General features: G+C 65.2%; 20 protein-coding genes. 15 read left to right on the forward strand and 5 right to left on the reverse strand.

The features are described from left to right. Positions 1–11 precede the first annotated feature (11 nt). The 10 genes from ABWP89_RS11740 (at position 12) to ABWP89_RS11785 (ending at position 10,124) form a co-directional block, all read left to right on the forward strand. The gene (locus ABWP89_RS11740; protein WP_353229435.1) at positions 12–1,073 is read left to right on the forward strand and encodes a DNA-directed RNA polymerase subunit alpha; all 1,062 of its coding nucleotides are present in this window, start codon (positions 12–14) and stop codon (positions 1,071–1,073) included. 103 nt (positions 1,074–1,176) lie between these two features. Then, positions 1,177–1,602 carry a 50S ribosomal protein L17 gene (gene rplQ, locus ABWP89_RS11745; protein ID WP_353229436.1) on the forward strand — a complete coding sequence of 142 codons (426 nt, stop codon included), beginning with the start codon at positions 1,177–1,179 and terminating at the stop codon, positions 1,600–1,602. A 235-nt stretch (positions 1,603–1,837) separates the two neighbouring features. Further along, a complete protein-coding gene (locus ABWP89_RS11750) occupies positions 1,838–3,937 on the forward strand; it encodes a prolyl oligopeptidase family serine peptidase (protein WP_353229438.1) in 2,100 nt (699 codons plus the stop codon). A 69-nt stretch (positions 3,938–4,006) separates the two neighbouring features. Next, positions 4,007–6,319, forward strand: a complete 2,313-nt coding sequence (locus ABWP89_RS11755) for a prolyl oligopeptidase family serine peptidase (protein WP_353229440.1) — start codon at positions 4,007–4,009, stop codon at positions 6,317–6,319. 92 nt (positions 6,320–6,411) lie between these two features. Further along, complete coding sequence (locus ABWP89_RS11760; RefSeq protein ID WP_353229441.1) at positions 6,412–6,735, forward strand: DUF1476 domain-containing protein; 324 nt, start codon at positions 6,412–6,414, stop codon at positions 6,733–6,735. Positions 6,736–6,748: 13 nt separating this feature from the next. Further along, positions 6,749–6,991 (forward strand): BolA family protein, encoded by a 243-nt coding sequence (locus ABWP89_RS11765; protein WP_353229442.1) that lies wholly within the window; start codon positions 6,749–6,751, stop codon positions 6,989–6,991. Positions 6,992–7,031: 40 nt separating this feature from the next. Next, positions 7,032–7,367, forward strand: a complete 336-nt coding sequence (grxD, locus tag ABWP89_RS11770) for a Grx4 family monothiol glutaredoxin (protein WP_353229444.1) — start codon at positions 7,032–7,034, stop codon at positions 7,365–7,367. 461 nt (positions 7,368–7,828) lie between these two features. Further along, positions 7,829–8,623 (forward strand): NUDIX hydrolase, encoded by a 795-nt coding sequence (locus tag ABWP89_RS11775; protein ID WP_353229446.1) that lies wholly within the window; start codon positions 7,829–7,831, stop codon positions 8,621–8,623. Between the two features lie 139 nt (positions 8,624–8,762). Beyond that, complete coding sequence (locus ABWP89_RS11780) at positions 8,763–9,047, forward strand: hypothetical protein (protein ID WP_353229447.1); 285 nt, start codon at positions 8,763–8,765, stop codon at positions 9,045–9,047. A 231-nt stretch (positions 9,048–9,278) separates the two neighbouring features. Further along, positions 9,279–10,124 carry a sugar transferase gene (locus ABWP89_RS11785; RefSeq protein ID WP_353229448.1) on the forward strand — a complete coding sequence of 282 codons (846 nt, stop codon included), beginning with the start codon at positions 9,279–9,281 and terminating at the stop codon, positions 10,122–10,124. Positions 10,125–10,231: 107 nt separating this feature from the next. On the opposite strand, the gene ABWP89_RS11790 is transcribed toward ABWP89_RS11785, so the two are convergent. Beyond that, a complete protein-coding gene (locus ABWP89_RS11790; RefSeq protein WP_353229450.1) occupies positions 10,232–10,378 on the reverse strand; it encodes a hypothetical protein in 147 nt (48 codons plus the stop codon). 476 nt (positions 10,379–10,854) lie between these two features. Here ABWP89_RS11790 and ABWP89_RS11795 point away from each other — a divergent pair, with 476 nt between their 5' ends. The 3 genes from ABWP89_RS11795 (at position 10,855) to ABWP89_RS11805 (ending at position 14,882) form a co-directional block, all read left to right on the forward strand. Continuing rightward, on the forward strand, positions 10,855–12,432 hold the full coding sequence (locus ABWP89_RS11795; RefSeq protein ID WP_502915278.1) for a DUF4139 domain-containing protein: 1,578 nt from the start codon (positions 10,855–10,857) through the stop codon (positions 12,430–12,432). A gap of 14 nt (positions 12,433–12,446) precedes the next feature. Further along, positions 12,447–14,012, forward strand: coding sequence for a DUF4139 domain-containing protein (locus tag ABWP89_RS11800; RefSeq protein ID WP_353229452.1), 1,566 nt, complete (start codon positions 12,447–12,449; stop codon positions 14,010–14,012). 93 nt (positions 14,013–14,105) lie between these two features. After that, a complete protein-coding gene (locus ABWP89_RS11805) occupies positions 14,106–14,882 on the forward strand; it encodes a sulfite exporter TauE/SafE family protein (RefSeq protein ID WP_353229453.1) in 777 nt (258 codons plus the stop codon). On the opposite strand, the gene ABWP89_RS11810 is transcribed toward ABWP89_RS11805, so the two are convergent. Then, positions 14,866–16,197, reverse strand: a complete 1,332-nt coding sequence (locus tag ABWP89_RS11810) for an MFS transporter (RefSeq protein ID WP_353229455.1) — start codon at positions 16,195–16,197, stop codon at positions 14,866–14,868. The two genes, ABWP89_RS11805 and ABWP89_RS11810, sit on opposite strands and share 17 nt — an antisense overlap. A 178-nt stretch (positions 16,198–16,375) precedes the next feature. On the opposite strand from ABWP89_RS11810, the gene ABWP89_RS11815 reads away from it, so the two are divergent. Further along, complete coding sequence (locus ABWP89_RS11815) at positions 16,376–16,576, forward strand: hypothetical protein (protein WP_353229457.1); 201 nt, start codon at positions 16,376–16,378, stop codon at positions 16,574–16,576. Here the strand turns inward: ABWP89_RS11815 and ABWP89_RS11820 are convergent, their stop codons facing one another. Next, positions 16,577–18,247 (reverse strand): M20/M25/M40 family metallo-hydrolase, encoded by a 1,671-nt coding sequence (locus ABWP89_RS11820; RefSeq protein WP_353229459.1) that lies wholly within the window; start codon positions 18,245–18,247, stop codon positions 16,577–16,579. 111 nt (positions 18,248–18,358) lie between these two features. Next, positions 18,359–18,883 carry a DUF1993 domain-containing protein gene (locus ABWP89_RS11825; RefSeq protein WP_353229460.1) on the reverse strand — a complete coding sequence of 175 codons (525 nt, stop codon included), beginning with the start codon at positions 18,881–18,883 and terminating at the stop codon, positions 18,359–18,361. Positions 18,884–19,029: 146 nt separating this feature from the next. Between ABWP89_RS11825 and ABWP89_RS11830 the strand changes: the two genes are divergently transcribed. Next, the gene (locus ABWP89_RS11830; RefSeq protein WP_353229461.1) at positions 19,030–19,281 is read left to right on the forward strand and encodes a hypothetical protein; all 252 of its coding nucleotides are present in this window, start codon (positions 19,030–19,032) and stop codon (positions 19,279–19,281) included. A gap of 27 nt (positions 19,282–19,308) precedes the next feature. Here the strand turns inward: ABWP89_RS11830 and ABWP89_RS11835 are convergent, their stop codons facing one another. Next, a complete protein-coding gene (locus ABWP89_RS11835; RefSeq protein ID WP_353229463.1) occupies positions 19,309–19,689 on the reverse strand; it encodes a nuclear transport factor 2 family protein in 381 nt (126 codons plus the stop codon). Positions 19,690–19,691 lie beyond the last annotated feature (2 nt).

The raw sequence follows: 19,691 nt of genomic DNA on the forward strand, positions 1-19,691 counted from the left end.
AGGGGAATTCCATGACTGTCAACATCAAGAACTGGCAGGAACTGAAGAAGCCCAATACCCTCGAGGTCAAGCCCGGCAACGATCCGCAGCGCCGCGCGACCTTTACCGCCGAACCGCTGGAGCGCGGTTTTGGCCTGACACTGGGCAATGCGCTGCGCCGCGTGCTGCTGTCTTCGCTGCAAGGCGCGGCAGTGACATCGATCCGCATCGAAAACGTGCTGCACGAATTCTCGTCTTTGGCGGGCGTGCGTGAAGACGTCACCGACATCGTGCTGAACGTCAAACAGATCGCGCTGCGCATGCAGGGCGAAGGGCCAAAGCGCCTGCAGCTGTCGGCGACCGGCCCGGGCGAAGTGCGCGCCGGCGACATTGCCGTGACCGGCGATATCGAAGTGCTGAACAAGGACCTGGTGATCTGTCACCTGGACGAAGGCGCGACGTTCAACATGGAACTGACCGCCGACACCGGCAAGGGCTATGTCCCGGCCGTGTCGAACCGGCCGATTGATGCGCCGATCGGGCTGATCCCGATCGATTCGCTCTATTCGCCAGTGCGTCAGGTTTCGTACAAGATCGACGCTGCGCGCATCGGGCAGGAGCTTGACTATGACAAGCTGAACCTGGTGGTCGAAACCGACGGTACGGTCACACCCGAAGACGCCGTGGCCTATGCCGCGCGCATCCTGCAGGATCAGCTGTCGCTGTTCGTGCACTTTGACGACCAGTTGCCCACCGGCCATGTCACCACCGTGACCGGCATGACCAGCCATGCGCCAGAGGAAAGCGACGCCAACCAGCTCAACCGTTACCTGCTGAAAAAGGTCGACGAGCTGGAACTGTCGGTGCGTTCGGCCAATTGTCTGAAGAACGACAACATCATCTATATCGGCGATCTGGTTCAGAAGACCGAGGCGGAAATGTTGCGTACGCCGAACTTCGGCCGCAAGTCGCTCAACGAAATCAAGGAAGTGCTGTCGTCGATGGGGCTGCGGCTGGGGATGGACATCCCTGGCTGGCCGCCGGAAAACATCGAGGAAATGGCCAAGAAGCTTGAGCAGGAGCTTTTGGGCTGACGCCCGAAAGTTCCCGCTTTCCACCGGGGGCAACGGCGACCCCGCCCAAAAAACGGCCAGCTCTGGGTTACCTGATACGGACCCTTAACGAACGGAATGAACCATGCGTCACAGGTTAGGCCAGCGCAAGCTGGGTCGTACATCGGCACACCGTATCGCCATGCTGCGCAATATGGCGGCATCGCTGATCAAGCACGAACAGATCACCACCACGCTGCCCAAGGCCAAGGAACTGCGTCCTTACCTCGAAAAGCTGATCACGCTGGGCAAGCACGGTGGACTGTCGAACCGCCGCCTGGCGCATGCGCGCCTGTTGGACGACACGCAGGAAAAGAAACTGTTTGAAGTTCTGGCCGCGCGTTACGCGGGCCGGGATGGTGGCTATACCCGCATCATCAAGGCCGGCTATCGCGCGTCTGACGCCGCGCCGATGGCCGTTATCGAACTGGTTGACCGCGATGTCTCGGCCAAGGGCCTTGATTCCGGCCCGGTCCAGAACGCCGATGCGGACGAGTTCGAAGCCGCCTGATCGCCAGATCAGACGTGTTTCGTTAGGGGGCGGTGCCGACGGGCGCCGCCCTTTTGCGTTTGCCTGATCGGGCTGCACGCGGGCCCTTGCCTTTCGCGGCCACGCCCTCCTATCACTTGCCCAGTTCATGCAGGAGGCTGTCAAAATGGTGAAGCGGCGGGATTTTTTGCGCAGTGGTGTCGCGCTGACGGCCATCGTCCTTGCCCCGATAACCGCCGCTGCCACAGGATCACCCATGACCGACCCCGCGCATTTCCCGCCGCTGCTGCCCTATCCGCCATCACCGCAAGTGCCGCTGGTGGAACACGTGTTTGGCGAGACGGTGTCCGATCCGTGGCGGTGGCTGGAGGCCGATGTGCGCCACGATGACAAAGTGGCGCAATGGGTGGCGGGGCAAAGCGCCTTTGCCGAAAACTACTTATCCGCGCTGCCCGAACGCGCCACACTGGCCGCGCGCATGCAGCGGTTGAGCAATTACGAACGCTATGGCGTGCCGGTGCAGCGCGGGCACAGCCTGTTTTACCGCTGGAACGCCGGGTTGATGAACCAGGCGCAATTGCTGGTGGCCGATGCCGCCGCCCCGGTCGGCCCACAGGGGCGCGTGCTGCTCGATCCCCAAAGCTGGTCGGCCGATGGCGCGACCGCGCTCGACGCGTGGGCGCCGTCGGACGATGGCAGTCTGGTCGCCTACACCGTACAGGATGGCGGATCGGACTGGCGCAGCGTGCGCGTGGTGCGGGTGGCCGATGGCACGGTGCTGCCCGATACGCTGAAATGGGTGAAATTTTCCGATCTGGCGTGGATCGGCAATGATACGCTGGTCTATTCGCGGTTTGCCGATCCTGGCAAGGATGCGGCGTTTCAGGCGCTGAATTACAACCAGACGGTGTGGCTGCACCGCCTGGGCACGTCGCAAAGCGCTGATGTGCAGGTCTATGCGACCCCCGCCACGCCCAAGCGGGGCCATGGCGCGAGCACCAGCAGCGATGGGCGCTGGCTGGTGATTGCATCGACCGATGGTACCGATCCGGTCAATGCGGTGCATGTGGCCGCGATCGATCAGGCGCGCATCGGCACCGTGCAGCCGCTGGTGGCCGATCTGACTGCGCAATGGACATTCATCGACGCCGTGGGCGACAGCCTGTGGTTCATTTCCGGCGAAGCGGCGCCGCGCCGCAAGGTGGTGCGGGTCGATCTGGCGCGCGATGGTGGCACCCCGCCAAAGTTCACCACCGTGGTGCCCGAACACGCCGATACGCTGGCCTGGGCGGGCATGGTCGGTGGGCGGCTGGTGCTGGGCTATCTGCATGACGCGCATTCGCGCGTGGTGCACACCGCGCTGGATGGTTCGGGCGCGCAGGACATCGATCTGCCGGGGCTGGGTTCGGTTGAGGGGATCAGCGGCCGGGCGTCCGACGCACAGGGGCATATGGCGTTCGCCAGCTTTACCACCCCGGCGACGGTGCTGCGGTTTGACGCTGCCACTGGCCGTGCCACGCCGTGGCGCGCGCTAAAGCTGACCTTTGATCCCGCCGCTTATCGCGTGGAACTGGTGTTCGCCCCGTCGCGCGATGGCACGCGTGTGCCGCTGTTCGTGGTGCGCCGTGCCGATGCGACCGGGCCGGTGCCGACGCTGCTGTATGGCTATGGCGGTTTCAACGTGTCGATGTCCCCGTGGTTTTCGCCGACCACGATGGCCTGGCTGGAAAGCGGCGGCGCCTATGCGCTGGCGATCCTGCGCGGGGGCGGCGAGTATGGCGATGCCTGGCACGATGCCGGGCGGCTGACGCACAAGCAGAACGTGTTTGATGATTTCATCGCGGCCGGCGAATGGCTAATCGGCCATGGTGTGTGCCCAAAGAATGGCCTGGCGATCCAGGGCCATTCCAACGGCGGGTTGCTGGTCGGCGCGGTGGTCAACCAGCGGCCCGATCTGTTTGCCGCCGCCAACGCCGGCGTCGGCGTGATGGACATGCTGCGGTTTGATCGGTTTACCGCCGGGCGTTATTGGGTCGATGACTATGGCCATCCCGACATTGAGGCGGATTGGCGCGTGCTGCGCGCCTATTCACCCTATCACAACATCCGCGGCGGCGTGGCCTATCCGGCAGTGCTGGTGACCACCGCCGATACCGATGATCGCGTGGTGCCGGGGCACAGTTTCAAATATGCCGCCGCGTTGCAAACCGCCGATACCGGGCCAAAACCGCACCTCATCCGCATCGAAACCCGCGCCGGCCATGGCAGCGGCAAACCGCTGGACAAACAGATTGCAGAAGAGGCCGATGTGCAGGCGTTTCTGGCGCACTGGACCGGTTTGCAACCTCGCGCGTAGCAACCGCACACGCGCGATTTCCTGTCGTCGCATGTGGTCGGGCGTGCTATCCAACGTTAAGATAAAAATATGCAGCGGGAACGGATCGGCCTGAAACGGGTGGTGCACGGCATCATCCTTGGTCTTGCACTTTACGCCAGCCTGGTGCCAGTCCGAGCGGACGCCGGCACGGGCAAGGGCGACACAATCGACACCGGGGCGGGCGCTGCGTCGGCCGCATTGCCGGTGCGCACAATCGCGCCTGTAACCGCCGCGCCCGTATCGAACCCCGCACTGATGCTGCCGCAATCGCACTACCCCGCCTCTCCGCGCGGGCCAGTCAGCGATCGGATGTTTGGCGAAGCGGTGCCCGATCCGTGGCGCTGGCTGGAGGCTGATCCGCGCCGCGACCCCGCCGTGGCCGCGTGGGTCATGCGCCAGGACGGGCTGGCGCGTGCCTATCTGGCCGCGCTGCCCGGGCGCGACCGCTTTGCGCAAAGCCTGCGCCGGCTGTATGATTATCCGCGTTACAGCCTGCCGCGAAAAGCGGGGCGGCGCTATTTCATCATGCGCAACAGCGGTCTTATGAACCAGTCGGTGCTGACCGTGCGCGATGGCCTGGCCGGCACCGACCGCGTGCTGGTGGACCCCAACCAGGCCGACGATGCGAAAGGTGGGGCCTATGCCATCGACGGCTGGGTGCCATCGCGCAGCGGGCGTTATCTGGCCTTGTCCGAACAGCGCGCGGGCAGCGACTGGCGCACGATCCGCGTGGTGGATGCCAACAGTGGGCAACGTCTGGACGACCGGCTGGATTGGGCCAACGACACGCTGATCGCCTGGTGGGGCGACAAGGGCTTTTTCTATTCGCGCTATCCTGCGCCGCGCGCCGATGATGCATTTCGTGCGCCGCTGCATGACAAGGCGTTGTGGTTCCACCGTGTCGGCACGCCGCAGTCGGCCGATCAACCGGTCTACGCCACTCCTGATCAGCCGACCTGGGGGCACAAGGCGCAGGTCACCTCTGACGGGCGCTGGGTGGTGATCAGCACCGATGCCGGATCGGCGCCGGCCCGCGCGATCCACCTGATCGATCTGCGCGCAGCGCATGGTGAAGGCCCGTGGGTGGTGCGTCCGCTGGTGCCCGAACTGACGCATGACTGGAAACTGGTTGATGGCACGGGTGACCAATTGTGGTTCATCACCAATGCCGGCGCGCCCAATTATCAGCTGGTGCAGATCGAACCGGCGGCACGCGATGCCCGGGATGTGCGCGCGCAGGCAAAAGTGGTGATCGGCGAACAGCACGGCACGCTGGAGGCGGGGCGCATTGTCGGAGACCGGTTGATCCTGTCCTATCTCGACGGCGGGCAACGGCTGGCGATGGTGACCGATCTTGACGGCCGGCCGGCGCGTGCGATTACCGTGGGCGGCAATGGCGCGGCCACCGGGTTTGACGGCAAACCCGGTGACCCCGAAACATTTTATCAGTTTTCCAGCTATAATCAGCCGCCGACGATCTTTCGCATGGATCTGCGCAATGGCCGGGCGACACCGTTTGCCACGCCTGCGGTACCGTTCGACCCGGCCGACTATGTGGTAGAGGAACGGCAATATCCGTCACGCGATGGCACCATGGTGCCGCTGACGGTGGTGCGCAAACGGACACTGGCGCGCGGCGGCATCGCGGCACCGACGCTGCTGTATGGCTATGGCGGGTTCGCGATTGCGCTCAGCCCCAGCTATTCGCCGTGGCGCATGGCCTGGTTGCAGGCAGGTGGCGTGCTGGCGGTGGCGGCAGTGCGCGGCGGCGGGGAACTGGGCCCGGCATGGTACGAGGCGGGGCGGGGGGCCCACAAACAGACCAGCTTTGACGATTTCATCGCCGCGGGTGACTATCTGCTCCACAGCGGCATTGCCCGGCCGGGCAGCCTGGCCGCGCAGGGCGGATCGAACGGCGGGATGATGGTGGCGGCGGTGATCAACCAGCGGCCCGATCTGTTTGTCGCGGCCAATCCCGATGTCGGCGTGATGGACATGTTGCGGTTCGACCGGTTTACGCAAGGGCGATCATGGATCAGCGATTATGGTGATCCGGCGCGCGAAGCAGACTGGCGCACGCTGCGCGCCTATTCCCCCTATCACAACATTCGTGACGGGGCGGATTATCCGGCGATTCTGGTGACCACCGCCGATACCGATGACCGGGTGGTGCCGGCGCACAGCTTTAAATACGTGGCTGCGCTGCAGGCTGCCGCGATTGGTGACCGGCCGCGCGTGCTGCGCGTGGAAAGCGACGCCGGGCACGGCACCGGTCGCCCGCTGGACAAGCTGATCGCCAGCGGCGCCGATGCGCTGGCTTTTCTGGCCGCGTGGACCGGGCTGGACCCGCCGCCGTCGTGATCGTGCGCGACCGGGCGTGATCTGGGTGCTTGCGGCAAAGCGGCAGGTTGCCTATCGCAGCGGTATTCCACATCCGTAAAGGACAGGCGGCGATGACCACATTTGACGATCGCGAGCGTGCCGAAGAAGCCCGTTTTGCCCATGATGCAGAGGTGTTGTTCCGCATCCAGGCCCGCCGCAACAAACTGTTGGGGCAATGGGCGGCCGCGCGCATGGGGCTGGATGCGGCCGAAACCGAATCCTATGCCCGCGCGGTGGTGCAGGCCGAATTTGAAGAAAGCGGCGATGAAGACGTCATTCGCAAAGTGCTGGGCGATCTGCTGATGGCCGGGCTCGATGTTGCAGAGGCCGACGTGCGCGAAGCGCTGGCCGCCAAAGCGATTGAGGCACGCCGCCAGTTGCTGGGTGAATTGTGATGGGTGAACGCTGATGCCAATGACCGCCGATGATATTGCGAAAATGATCCGCGCCGCGCTGCCCGATGCCGAGGTGACGATTACCGACCTGGCCGGTGATGGTGACCACTATGCCGCGCACGTGGTGTCTGACACCTTTCGCGGGATGGGCCGCGTGGCCCAGCACAAGGCGGTCTATGCCGCGCTGGGCGGGCGTATGGGCGGGGTGCTGCACGCCTTGCAATTGACCACCGCCGTGCCCATTTCCGCGCCCTGATCCGACCGCTTTACCGACTTTGCAAAGGACCTGCACGACCATGTCTGACACCACTGACACCAATACCCGCATTGCCGGAATCGTTCATGCCAACGACGTGGTACTGTTCATGAAGGGCACGCCGCTGTTTCCGCAGTGCGGCTTTTCCAGCCGGGCGATTGCCATTCTGGAACGGCTGGGCGTGGCCTATGCCACTGTCGATGTGTTGCAGGACATGGAAATCCGTTCCGGGATCAAGGAATATTCCGAATGGCCGACCGTCCCGCAGCTGTATGTAAAGGGCGAATTTATCGGCGGGTCGGACATCATGATGGAAATGTACGAAGCCGGTGAACTTGCCCAGCTGGTCACCGACGCCGGCGTCGCCCGCGCCTGATCCCGGATATGCAGCGCGCGCCGCGCGCGCGTTGCACGGCATGTGACTGACCTGGCAAATGCCTGCCGCGTGCGGCCACTTGGTGCCAGCCTGCCAAAACCGAAAACGCGGCCCTCGCTATGGCGGGGGCCGCGTTTTGCATGGGGGGACATGCGGATTGGGGACATTTGTTTGCCGCGGGGACGGCGGGATCGGGGCAAGAGGCGGAGCCTGGGGATACTCGGGGACTGGCTCCGCCTCTTCACGTTGGGGCGTCTTGGGGACATACAGGGTAATGCATGACCCGTGCCAAACTGCCTTACTGGCCGAAATCCTTGATGTTCGGGGCTGGTCGGGGCGACTGTGCAGGGGCAGGTGTAAACTTCGCCGACAGCGCTGCCGGCGGGCCGGCCGCGCCTGTCAGCAATCCCCCCTTGGCAAGATCGCCCGCGCGCCCCATCGTGCGCAGGACGCGCATTGACATGGATGATACGATGGATCGGGATGAGGATATACCGCCGACACGGCCGGCCGCGACGGTCGTGGTGTTCCGCCACGATCCCGGTGGCGGCCCGGCGCAGCTGCTGTTGCTGGAACGGTCGGGGACAATGGTCTTTGCCGGCGGCGCCACGGTGTTTCCCGGTGGTACGGTCGATCCGGCCGATCACGTGCTGGCGGCGCAAGTGCCCGGCGCGGCACAGCTCGACCCCGACGATGCTGCCGCACGGGTGGCCGCGCTACGCGAAACGCTGGAAGAAGCCGGGCTGGTGGTCGGTGTAAAGGGAACCGTCACTGCCGCCAGCGCGATGGCGGCACGCCAACGCCTGCTGGATGGCGCTGATCTTGGTACGGTGCTGGCGGAACAGGGCTGGGAGATCGATTTCGACAGCCTGATCCCGTTTGCGCGGTGGTGGCCCCGGCATCGCACGATGCGGGTTTATGACACGCGGTTCTATCTGGCCGACCTTGGCACCGGCGCGCTGGACCTGGTGGCCGACGCGACCGAAACCCGGCACCTGTTCTGGGCCAGCGCACAAGAGGCGTTAAAGCTTGCCGATGACGGGAAAATCAAGGTGATCTTTCCCACCCGCCGCAATCTGGAACGGCTGGCGCAGTGGCCCGATTTTGCCGGGGTGCGCGACCATGCGCTGGCGACACCGATCGTGACGGTTACGCCGTGGGTTGAACAGCGCGATGGCGTGACCTGGCTGGCGATTCCCGCCAATGCGGGTTACCCGGTCGATGGTGAACCGCTGGAAGGTGCGACCCGGGGATAATTGGCTCGATAATGAAGCGATCCGGACGGCAGCCGTGTGGCGCGCCGTCGGGGGCAATCACGTAAGTTCCCTTATCGGTCGGGTGGCAGGGGCTTAAGCGGTCACCGCCTATTGCGGGGGGCGACTTTCAGGTGATGCCATGCCCTTGCGCCAATACCGCTTTTTTCCAGATACCGACCCTGCGGACGACGGCGACGCCGGCGGACCGCCGCGGGTTTTGCCGCGTCTGGCGGGTGATCATGACGACTTTGTCGCCTCACCCGTCCACGAACTGCAGGAAAACCTGTGGGCGTTTACCGATACCGTGCCCGAAGCGGACCTTCAGCTCTATCCCGGCTGGGTCCGGCTGGCGGTTCCGGTGGTCAGCTCGGCGGCGCTGTGGGCGCTGATCTTCTGGGTGGTCAGCCTGGTGCGTCACGGCTGATGCCGTGAACGGGGCGGGCGCAATGCGCTGCAACCAGCGGCTGGCCTGGGCTTTATCAAACCGTCCCGGGTCTATCCCCGACTGACCGAGCGGGCGTCGGTCTGCATCTTCCTCTGGCCGGACCGCGCTGCTGCGTCCGGCGGAACCAGAGGGAGATACCCGTTGCGCCCGCGACTGCCGATATCTGACGCAGCCAGTCCGCTTTCACCGGTCTCGCACCCTGCCACCGCCGTGGCTCATGCGGATGGCCTGCCGGCCGAGGCACGGCTGAACACACCCCGGCCACTGGCACCCCGCGCGATGGCCGCACCGATGGGCGCGCATATCGCGCTGCCGGTCGGGGCGATGCCCGCGCCGGCAGCGCCGGCACAGGGCACGGCGGTATTCGCGCCAGACCGCGCCCCGGATCGCGGCCACGCCGAACCGCACGGCGGTGCCGGTGACCGGATCGATGCCGACGACCGGATGGGCGATGTTGTGCTCCGCCTGCTGGACGTAGTTGGCGCGCTGTGTGCGCTGGTGCTGGCCAGTCCGGTCATGCTGCTGGTGGCACTGGCGGTATGGCTGACCAGCCCGGGCCCGGTGCTGTTCGCCCAGCGCCGAATCGGCCGGCATGGCCAGGCGTTTTTCTGCCTGAAATTCCGCACCATGACGGTTGATGCCGATGCGCAATTGCGCGCCTTGCTCGATTCCGATGCGGCCGCGCGCGCCGAATGGCAGCGCACGCAGAAACTGCGTCTTGATCCGCGGGTCAGCCCGATCGGGCGGTTTTTGCGCCGCACCAGCCTTGATGAATTGCCGCAACTTTTCAACGTTCTGGCCGGATCGATGAGCCTGGTTGGCCCGCGCCCGATCGTCGAAGCGGAAATTGCGCGCTATGGCCGCCACTTTGCGGTCTATTGCCAAGTGCGGCCAGGGTTGACCGGATTGTGGCAGGTGCAGCGCGATGGCAGCACGTCCTATCGCCGGCGGGTCGCGTTCGACGTGGCGTTTGCGCGCGCGCGCTCACCACGGCTGTATCTGCTGATCATTGCGCGCACGGTGCCCGCGGTGCTGACCGGACGGGGCGCATGGTAACGGCGTGATGCCGTGGCGTTTCCGCCCGGCCATGGCTGTTCCGGCCGCTGCATTGTGGCCCGCAGTATCTTTGCACGGCGCTGGCCAGTTGCTGGCGCGTGGTCAGATTACAACAGGAACAGCGCGAGCCCCATCCAGAATACCTGGCTGATGGCCATGCCGATGATCAGGCCGCGCGCGGCGTCCAGACCACTGCTGTCATGGGTATTGTAGAATTGCTCGGGCGCATTATCGCGCCAAATGACTCTTTCCATCCTGCGATCCCGCTTTGCCCCGCGCCTTGATCAACGCGGGATTTAGGCAAAACATGCGGCGTTTTTTGCGCTTTCCCGGCACTTGTCCGTTCCGTCGCTGCCGTCTTATGTTTTTGTGGTCTGACCATCGGCCAGCACACCTTTTCACACATCAACGGTTGAACCCTGTGCTACAGGTTAAACCGAAATAAAGGGTTAAGCAGGCTTTTGCTGTTTTGCAATCCGGTTGCAGAATTATGTCGGTATTATGACGAAAATGGTGGCGATCGTGGCTGGCGACTGCCCGGGGTGGCCATTTCGGCGGTTTTTCGCCAGGGTGACGCGTTTGCCAGTGACGCCACCGGCGCCGATTTCCGACACCGCTGCATCCTGACGCGGGCCTCCGATCGCAGTTCATGCCTCGTAAAGCTGATCTCTGGCTTCCATGGCAACCGATACACACAACAATCAATACCAACACGGTGAGGGGCCAGACGATGAACAACCGGTCACAGCATGCAGGCCTGACTGCGGCGACCACGGCCGCAGGCGTTGCCGCGATGATGATCATGGCCCCGGGCGCCGCGCTGGCCGATTCGCCGGCGTCAACGTCAGCGTCAACGTCGTCACAGGGCGAACTTGCCGTCACCATCTACAACAACGATCTTGCCCTGGTGCAGGATGTGCGGCGGCTTGATCCGGGGCATGGTCTGGTCGATCTGGCGTTTCCCGATGTGTCGGCGGCGATCCAGCCCGAAACGGTGACGCTGACAGTGCCTGGTGCCACCATCCTGGAACAGAATTTCGATTATGACCTGCTGTCCCCGGCACGGCTGCTGGACAAGACCGTGGGCCAGTCGGTCACGCTGATGCACACCAATCCCGTGACCGGCGCCGACAGCGGTGAACCGGCACGCGTGCTGGCCAACAACGGCGGCACATTGCTGCAAGTGGGCGATCATATCGAAGTGCTGTCGGATATCGGCCACGCGCGACTGGTGTTTCCCGGCCTGCCGCCGGGGCTGATGGCGCGCCCGACGCTGTCGGTGCGGCTGGATTCGGCGCAAGCAGGCGCGCGCCCGGTCACACTCAGCTATCTGACGCACGGTTTTTCGTGGAAGGCCGACTATGTCGCGCTGTTCGACCAAAGCGGCAGCAAGGACGGGGCGGGCAAGATTGACGTGCAGGGCTGGATCACGCTCAACAACACCACCGGCACCGCTTTCACCAATGCGCATGTGTTGTTGGTGGCGGGCGAAGTGGCCAATTCACTGGGCGGCGGCGATGGCGGATTTACCGGACCACGCCGGTTTGGCGGCCGCCCGGGATTTCAGGCGCCACAACCGATGGAGCAGCCCGGAACCGAATCAAGCGGCCGCGAACGGCTGGGTGATTTCTATGTCTATCCGATTACCGGCCGCACCACGCTGGCCAATGCCCAGCAGAAACAGGTGTCGTTCCTGGATGTTAAAAGCGCGCCGGCGCGAAAAATCTATGCGTATCGCAACGATTGGCTGGGCAATGCCGATGCGCCGCAAAGCGCGATGTCGGTGCTGCGGTTTTCCACCGGCGGCAAGGACGGGCTGGGCGATGCGCTGCCGGCTGGGATGGTGCGCGTCTATATGCGCGACGCGCGCGGGCAGCCGCAGTTCATTGGCGAACAGCCGATCAGCCACACGCCAAAGGGTTCGACACTGGCGCTGCCGACGGGCCAGGCGTTTGATGTGAAAGTGCAACCGACACTGGTCAAACGCGCAAAGATCGACCTGGGCGAATGGGACCGGTCCAGCCGTTACCGCGTTACCGTGGATGGCCAGCCGGCAAAAGTGGTGACCGTCGACAGCGCGGTCACCCACTGGCAGACCACCATGCAGTACCGCGTGACCAATGCCACGCCCGATCCGGTCACGGTGGAACTGACGCAGTCCGGGCTGGACAACGGGTGGAACGACACGCGCGTGCCGAACGAAACCGTGCCCGGGGTGCAGCGCAGCCTGAACGACCGGGTGTGGCAGGTGGCGGTGCCCGCGCAGGGTGAAACCGTGCTGACCGTCACCTTTGACACCCGCAACTGAGCCGGCGCGGCCCCATGGGCAGAACCGCCACCGCCATCGCGCGTTGTCTGATGCTGGCGCCGTTGCTGCTGCTGGCGGGGCCGGAACTGCACGCCGCGCCCCCGGCAGAGGCGGTCGTGGCCGCGTCTGCGCCGATCGAGACCAGTGTTACCATCTATCGCAGCGCGGGTGACGGCCTTGATACACGCACGCTGGCGTCGCGGCTTGATGGCTATGCCCTGATCAGCGAAACGCGGGAGGTTGATTTGCCCGCGGGGCCTGCCGTGGTGCGCTTTGCCGGGGTGGCGGCCGGCATGCTGGCGGAAAGCGTGGTGATTTCGGGTCTGCCCGGCGGGGTGCGCGAAAAGAACCTGGATGCGCAATTGCTGTCGCCGCGGCACCTGTATGCCGGTTGGTTCGGGCGGCCGGTCACGCTGCGCCGCACTGGCGCGGATGGCACAGTGCACAGCGAACCGGCGGTGGTGCGGTCGGCGCCCGATGGTGCGGCGATCGTCGAAACCGCGCACGGGTTTGAAGCGCTGACGTGCGGGCCGTTCAACGACCAGCTGGTCTATCCCGGGGTGCCCGACGGGCTGTTTGCCACGCCGACGCTGTCGATTGCGACCGATGCGCCCGCGCCGGTGCATGTGCGGCTGCGGCTGGCCTATCTGGCGTGGGATTATGACTGGCGCGCCGATTATGTGCTGAAACTGGCGCCCGATCTGCGCCACGGGGTGTTGAACGCATGGGTGACGCTGGCCAGCGCCGATGTCACCAGCTTTCCCGCTACCGCGGCGGCGGTGGTGGCCGGGCACCCGGAATTTTCCGAAGCCCGCGACGAGGCCGATGATGCCGATGCCGAAACGCTGACCTATCAGTGTTTTCCACGCGCCACCCAGGCGTTGCCAACACCGCCGATGGTCGCCCCGCCCGCGCCGGTGATGATGGAAATGGCGATGGCCGCACCGCCCCCGATGCTCATGAAAACGATGAACAGGGGGGCGGTGGCACAAGTCGAAAACTTGGGTGATCTGAAGCTTTATCGCCTGCCGTTGCCGACCACGGTGGCGGCGCGCGCGCAAAAGCAAGTGGCACTGTTTGCGCCGCGCAACGTGTCGCTGGCGCTGGTGCACACGATCGCGCTGGATGGTCTGGAGGGCGATCAGCCTGCGCAGTTGATGGTCCGCACGCGCAACCGCGCCGACCAGGGCCTGGGCCTCGCGCTGCCCGCAGGGCGTGTGCGCGTGCTGGTCGATCATGCTGGCAGCCGAGGCCCTGCCACGCTGGTGGTGGGCGCGGGCACGGTGGAGGACCGCGCGGTGAACGACCGGGTCGATATCGCGCTCAGCGCCACACCGCCGGTGCAGGTGCGCCAGCGCGCCACGCACCGCGACAAAACCGGTCGCACGGTGACCGTTACGGTCAGCAATGCCAACCCGTTTGCCGTACAGTTCGAAGGCACGTTCAAACAGACGCCGGCAGCGTCGATCCGCACGCCATCGGCACCGCTGGTGCTGCAGGACGGGCATCGTGTGTGGGCGGTGCGGGTGCCCGCGCAGGGGCGTGTGACATTGCGGTATCGCGTGGATGATAACGGCTGATCGGGTGATTGGTTGGCGCGGGGGTTTCCAACAGCATGCTTCGCGACTACCGCCGCGTCAGCGTTCTGTCCGCCACACGAGCTTTGCCCGCGCATGATCCCGCCATCTGCCTATCACTTTGTCCTGCTGTTTGCCGCTGCGGTCTGGGCCGGGGCGCAGAATCAGCTGGCGGGGGGTGGGTCGTTCATCACCCTGCCGGCCCTGATGCTGACCGGGATGGACGCGCGCGCGGCCAACATCACGTCTACCGTTGCGCTGTTTCCGGGGCAGGTGACTGGCGGCTGGCTGGGGCGCGCGCATGCCGCCGGTACCAGTGCGCTGTCGTTGCGCACGCTGATCGTGATCAGCCTGATCGGCGGGGTGATCGGTGCGATTGCGCTGTTGCTCACGCCATCGTCGCTGTTTGCCCAGATGGTGCCGTGGCTGGTGCTGTTTGCCACCGCCGCCTTTGCCTGGGGATCGTTCTTTCGCAAACCGGTCGTGCCGCACGCAACGGGGCAGGGCGAAACCGTGCCGGGGCGGACTGCGGCCGGGGTGATCCATCTGGGTATTGCCATTTACGGTGGCTATTTTGGCGGCGGCATCGGTTTTCTGATGATGGCGGCACTCGCGCTGGGCGGGGCATCGGCGCGCGCGGCGGCGGCCACCAAAAACCTGCTGGCCGGGGTGATGAACCTGACCGCGGTGCTGATCTTTCTGGCATCGGGCGAAGTGCGCTGGCTGGCAATGACGGTGGCGATGGCCGGCGCGCTGGCTGGCAGCTGGCTGGGCGCGCACATGCTGGCGCGGGTGAACGAACGCGCATTGCGCTTTGTGGTGGTGGGAATCGGCATTGCGCTGACGATCGCGTTGTTCAGTCAACGGTTGTAGCGGGGCCCCCACCCGCGCTACGCCGATGCCCGCGCCAGGCGACCGGGGTGATCGGGCCCATCCACGGCCCCCACGCGGCCATCCCACCCAGGCACATCACCGCCGGGATCAGGAACGCCATGCGGTATGATCCGGTCTGCGCGACCACCAGCCCGGTAATAATCGGCGCGGCAATCCCGGCCAGATTGCCGATCATGTTCTGCAACCCCATCCACCGCCCCGCCGCCAGCGGTCCGGCCAGCTTTTGCGCGGCGGTAAAGCTCATCGGGCTCATGATGCCGCATGAAAAAGCGGTGCTGGCCAGGCACACCACCACCACCGCCCCATCGGGCGCAAAGGTGGCGGCCAGCATCGACAATCCGGTTGCCGCCATGCCGCCCACCATAAACCGTTTGCGCATGGCGGTTTCGTCGCGCCCGGCGGCGATCCCGCGGTCCGACAGGGTGCCGCTGATCACACAGCCCGCCGCCGAACACAGCGGGATTGCCGCGCCGATCCACGCCAGTTGCGACAGCGAATAGTGCTGCGCGTTGACCAGAAAGCTGGGCAGCCAGGTCAGCAGCAGATAGGCCGGGTAACAATAACAGAAATGACCGATCGAAACCGCCCAGAACCGGCGGTTTGTCAGCATCTCGATCCATCCCGGCGGTGCATCGGTCGTGGCCGCGGCGTGCGCCCCGGCGCGCGGCGATGGCGCAGGCAGCGTGGTGGCAAACCAGGGCAGCAACCACAGCAACGACACCCCGCCCAGCACCACGAATACCGGCCGCCAGCCATATTGCGCCAGCACCAGCCCGCCCACCAGCGTGCCGGCGACCGGCCCGGCGAACATCGCCGCCGAAATCACGCCATTCGCCTGCCCGCTTTGATGCGCCGGCGCATGTTCGGCCAGGAACCGCGCATTGGCGGGATAGATCACGCTTTCGCCCAGGCCGACCAGCATGCGCAGCAACAGCAGGCTGTAAAATCCCCCCGCCAGCCCGCACAACATGGTGGCCAGCGACCATGCCAGCAACCCGCCGGCCATCACCCAGCGGATCGGCCAGCGTTGTGCCACCATGCCGGCCAGCGGTTGCGCCAGTGAATAGGTCCAGAAAAACGACGACAGCAATATGCCCATCGCCGCCGGACCGATCGCCAGTTGCCGCCCCAGCAGCGGCGCGGCAACCGCCAGGCTGCCCCGATCGGCAAAATTGATGAACATCGCCAGCGCCAGCATCGCCACCAGCCATGGGGAGAGCCCGCGCCGCGCCGCAGGCGCAGTGGTCGCCCCGGTAATCCCGCTATCCTCACCCACCGTCATGCTTTGCGCCATGATCGTTTCCCGATTGTTGTCGGGCGGGAACATTCACGCCGGGTTTGCGCAGGTCAAGCGCCTTGCAGACCATGGCATTTGGCGCGACCAGGCATCCTGTGTTGCAAAAACCGGCTACCCTTTTGGCGGCCACGTTCTATGGGGCTGGCAATCCAACCCACGCAAAGGCACCGACCCCGTGACCAAATCGATCAAACTGACCCTGACCGAAGACGAAGCCGAAATCGTGCTCGACGCGCTCGATGCCGATATGGAAGGCTATGTCGAATCCGCCAAGGAGGCGCGCGGCAACAACAACCGTGCCGACGTCAAAACATTCAGCGAGGCAGCCGAGCGGATCGATGCGCTGAGCAAACGCATCCGCGCCATGCTGGATTGATCACGGCGTGGGCGCGTGCCCGGCCGGGTCGGGCACGAACGCCGGAACCGTTGCGCTGTTGCCCAGCGCCCACAGCGTGGTGCCGCTCAGCCGCAGGATGCGCGCCATTTTGGCATAATTGATCTTGTCGGCGGTGTCGGATTCGTGGTGGTAATCGGGGTGGAACCCGGTGAAAAACCAGAACGCCGGAATATCGTGCAGTACGAACGGAAACTGGTCCGACCGGAAAAACACGTTCAGCACGTTGTCACGGTCAAACCGGCTGTCGAGATCGAGGCCAATGCCCCGATTGGCGGCGACGATCGCGGCGTTCAGATCGGGGCTATAGGGTGCGCCGATCAGGTTGAGCCGGTTGGTGGTGTCGGCCGGGATGGTAATCAGCCCGTCGGTTTGCGCGCTGGGGGTTTCGTTGCGGCCGATCATGTCGAAATTGATCATCGCGCGCGTGGTCGCCAGCGGCCGCAGCGGATGCGCGGCCATGGCATAGGCGCCCAGCAGCCCGCGTTCCTCTGCCGCAAACACCGTGAACAGGATCGACCGTTTGGGCCGCACCGGCATGTGAGCAAAGGCGTGCGCCAGCGCCACCACCCCGACTGTGCCCGATGCGTTGTCATCGGCGCCGTGCCAGATGTGATCGCCATCGCCCGACGAACCGTCATGGTCATGATGGCCCGACACGATCAGCGTTTCGCCCGCCAGCGCCGGGTCTGACCCCGGCAGCACGCCCGCAATGTTATAGGTCACGCCGCGGCTGCGCTCTGCGTTTTCCAGGTGGATATGCAGCGGCGCGGTGTGCAGGCGCGCGCCATGCGGCGCCAGATCGCGGTCGATCGCCGCCTGCAATGCGCCGGCATCGGCGCCGGCAGCGGCAAATATTGCCTTTGTCACCGGGTCGGTCAGCGTCAGCACCGGGATATGCAGTTCATCATCGGCGCGCGCCTGCACCGGCAGCGCGGGCACGCGCGTCACGCTGCCGCCGATGCGTTTTGACCGTTCGGCGTTGGAGGGATGTTTGCGGTTGGGTTCGGGCAGGATGATCACCGCCAGCGCGCCGTGCGCCTCGGCGTTCAGCGCCTTTACCCGCGCGGTGGCGTGGCGCGTGTTGCCCGCGCCGTTGAACCGCGATGCGGGATCATCCTCCTGCGGTTCATGGTCAAACACCAGCGCGATGGCCCCGCGCGCATCGATCCCGCGGTAATCGTCATAACCCAGGCCCGGTACAGTCACGCCGTACCCGGCAAACACCAGCGGCGCGGTCATGTCCACATCATCGCGATAGCCCCCGGTATAGGCAGGCTGGGCAAACCGCGCGTCGCCCAATGCGATATAGCTGGTTTGGGTGTCGGGCGCATATTCCACCAGCGGCACCGCCTGCAGATAGCCGGGGTGCCCGTCGGCGTCGGTGGCCGCCGGTTGCAGCCCGGCCTTTGCAAACTCCGATGCGACCCAGGCAATGGCCGCATCGTCGCCCGGTTCCAGCGACATCCGCCCGCGCAAGCCGTCGGCGGTCAGAAAGGTCAGATCGGCGCGCAGATCGGCCTCGGCGATCGCCGCCAGCGCCGATACCACCGGCTTTGGCGCGGGATCGACCCGCACCGGATCGGCGAAGGCCGGCGCTGCCAGCGCGGCGGCAATCAGCGAACAACCGGTCATCAGGGCATGTGGGCGCATGGGACTGTCCTTTGGGTCATGTCGCCACAGCATATCGGCGGCGGGCGCGATAGCAACCGCCGCGGCGCTGCGCGTTCAGTCCAGCCTGCGCGTTCAATCCAGCTTGCGCGTTCAGTCCAGCTTGCGCATGGCCCCCAGGTAATCGCGCTTGCCGATCTTGACGCCCTTCATGCGCAGGATGTCATAGGCGGTGGCCGCGTGAAAATGGAAATTGGGCTGCGAAAACGACAGCAGAAACGCCTCGGCCGTGAAATCCAGGCGATAGGCGGTGCCAATTTCAAAGCGCATCGCGCCGCCGATAAAGCCATTCACTTCGTCGGGGTCGATCGCCTGCAAGGCTGCGCTCGCCGCATCCAGGGCCGCGGCCAGGCCAGCAAAAGTGGCGGGTGGCGGGGTCATGTCGGGCGAAAACACGCCCCGGCGCACGCCTTCGATCGCGCCGATCGAATGCACCGCCACCGATTTCACCTGATAGGCAAACGGCAGCATGTCGTCCGTCAGCCGCGCCTGCAGCAGCGCATCGGGCTCCAGCGCATGTTCGGCACAAAACGCTTCCGCCTTGGCCACCAGACCGGACACTGCCCCCAGAATCTGCAAATAGGTCGGGATCGTTGCGTCGTACAATGTAAAGGTCATGCCCTGTTTCCCCGGTGATTGTCAGCGTCGTGACGGAATATAGGGCCGGCAGGCATGGCGGGCCACGAAAATCTGCCTGCACCATGCGGCGATGCCCGCGCGTGCAGGGGGTATGCGCCCGGTCCCGCTTGCGCTAGGTTTCAGCCATGAAAGACATCCCCTTTGACCAGCCCGCGACCCTGATCGACCTCGACGGCAAGACGCCGATTATCGGCACCGTGCGCGACTGCGTCAGTCATTTTGCGATTTTCAAGGCGTCGGCCAAAGAACAGGCGCGCATCCTGCTGACCCGGCCGGTGTTTCGTGAAGGGCGCAAGACCCGGACCTGGCTGCTCAACCCCGACGAGATCGCGGCGCTGGTGGTGCGCCTGGAGGCTGAGGACGCAAACCCTGCCTGATTGCGCGCGCCTGGCGTCAGGCCAGCATCACGCCAGTGTCAGGAACAGCTCACCCTCGATCACCCATTGCGACGCGATGCAGCGCCATTTTGCGCTGTAGGTGCCGCTGGCAAACAGTTGACCGCTGTTCGCCGCTGTCCCGTGCCAGGTGCCTTGTTCCAGCGCGATCGGTGCGACGGTGGACACGGCCACGGTGCCGGGTGTACGCACATAGATGGTGCGGTCGGGCGCGGCAAATTCACGCTTCCACGCCTGCAATTGCGCCTTGCGGCCACTGATCAGCGCGCTGTCGGTGCCGGCGATCAGGATTGCATCGGGCGCCAGGATCGCGGGGATCGCGGCCAGGTCACCCGCGGCCAGCGCCCGGTTGAACGCGGCGCGCGCCAGGCGGATGGCCAGTTCGGTCATGC

The organism is Novosphingobium sp. (assembly GCF_040398825.1).
In the GTDB taxonomy this organism is placed as follows: domain Bacteria; phylum Pseudomonadota; class Alphaproteobacteria; order Sphingomonadales; family Sphingomonadaceae; genus Novosphingobium.

Excerpts from the sequence above, each read along its gene's own strand:
- ABWP89_RS11740 (WP_353229435.1), top strand. The coding sequence starts at position 12 with ATGACTGTCAACATCAAGAACTGGCAGGAACTGAAGAAGCCCAATACC.
- rplQ (WP_353229436.1), top strand. The coding sequence starts at position 1,177 with ATGCGTCACAGGTTAGGCCAGCGCAAGCTGGGTCGTACATCGGCACAC.
- ABWP89_RS11750 (WP_353229438.1), top strand. The coding sequence starts at position 1,838 with ATGACCGACCCCGCGCATTTCCCGCCGCTGCTGCCCTATCCGCCATCA.
- ABWP89_RS11755 (WP_353229440.1), top strand. The coding sequence starts at position 4,007 with ATGCAGCGGGAACGGATCGGCCTGAAACGGGTGGTGCACGGCATCATC.
- ABWP89_RS11760 (WP_353229441.1), top strand. The coding sequence starts at position 6,412 with ATGACCACATTTGACGATCGCGAGCGTGCCGAAGAAGCCCGTTTTGCC.
- ABWP89_RS11765 (WP_353229442.1), top strand. The coding sequence starts at position 6,749 with ATGCCAATGACCGCCGATGATATTGCGAAAATGATCCGCGCCGCGCTG.
- grxD (WP_353229444.1), top strand. The coding sequence starts at position 7,032 with ATGTCTGACACCACTGACACCAATACCCGCATTGCCGGAATCGTTCAT.
- ABWP89_RS11775 (WP_353229446.1), top strand. The coding sequence starts at position 7,829 with ATGGATGATACGATGGATCGGGATGAGGATATACCGCCGACACGGCCG.
- ABWP89_RS11780 (WP_353229447.1), top strand. The coding sequence starts at position 8,763 with ATGCCCTTGCGCCAATACCGCTTTTTTCCAGATACCGACCCTGCGGAC.
- ABWP89_RS11790 (WP_353229450.1), bottom strand. The coding sequence starts at position 10,378 with ATGGAAAGAGTCATTTGGCGCGATAATGCGCCCGAGCAATTCTACAAT.
- ABWP89_RS11795 (WP_502915278.1), top strand. The coding sequence starts at position 10,855 with ATGAACAACCGGTCACAGCATGCAGGCCTGACTGCGGCGACCACGGCC.
- ABWP89_RS11800 (WP_353229452.1), top strand. The coding sequence starts at position 12,447 with ATGGGCAGAACCGCCACCGCCATCGCGCGTTGTCTGATGCTGGCGCCG.
- ABWP89_RS11805 (WP_353229453.1), top strand. The coding sequence starts at position 14,106 with ATGATCCCGCCATCTGCCTATCACTTTGTCCTGCTGTTTGCCGCTGCG.
- ABWP89_RS11810 (WP_353229455.1), bottom strand. The coding sequence starts at position 16,197 with ATGGCGCAAAGCATGACGGTGGGTGAGGATAGCGGGATTACCGGGGCG.
- ABWP89_RS11820 (WP_353229459.1), bottom strand. The coding sequence starts at position 18,247 with ATGCGCCCACATGCCCTGATGACCGGTTGTTCGCTGATTGCCGCCGCG.
- ABWP89_RS11825 (WP_353229460.1), bottom strand. The coding sequence starts at position 18,883 with ATGACCTTTACATTGTACGACGCAACGATCCCGACCTATTTGCAGATT.
- ABWP89_RS11830 (WP_353229461.1), top strand. The coding sequence starts at position 19,030 with ATGAAAGACATCCCCTTTGACCAGCCCGCGACCCTGATCGACCTCGAC.
- ABWP89_RS11835 (WP_353229463.1), bottom strand. The coding sequence starts at position 19,689 with ATGACCGAACTGGCCATCCGCCTGGCGCGCGCCGCGTTCAACCGGGCG.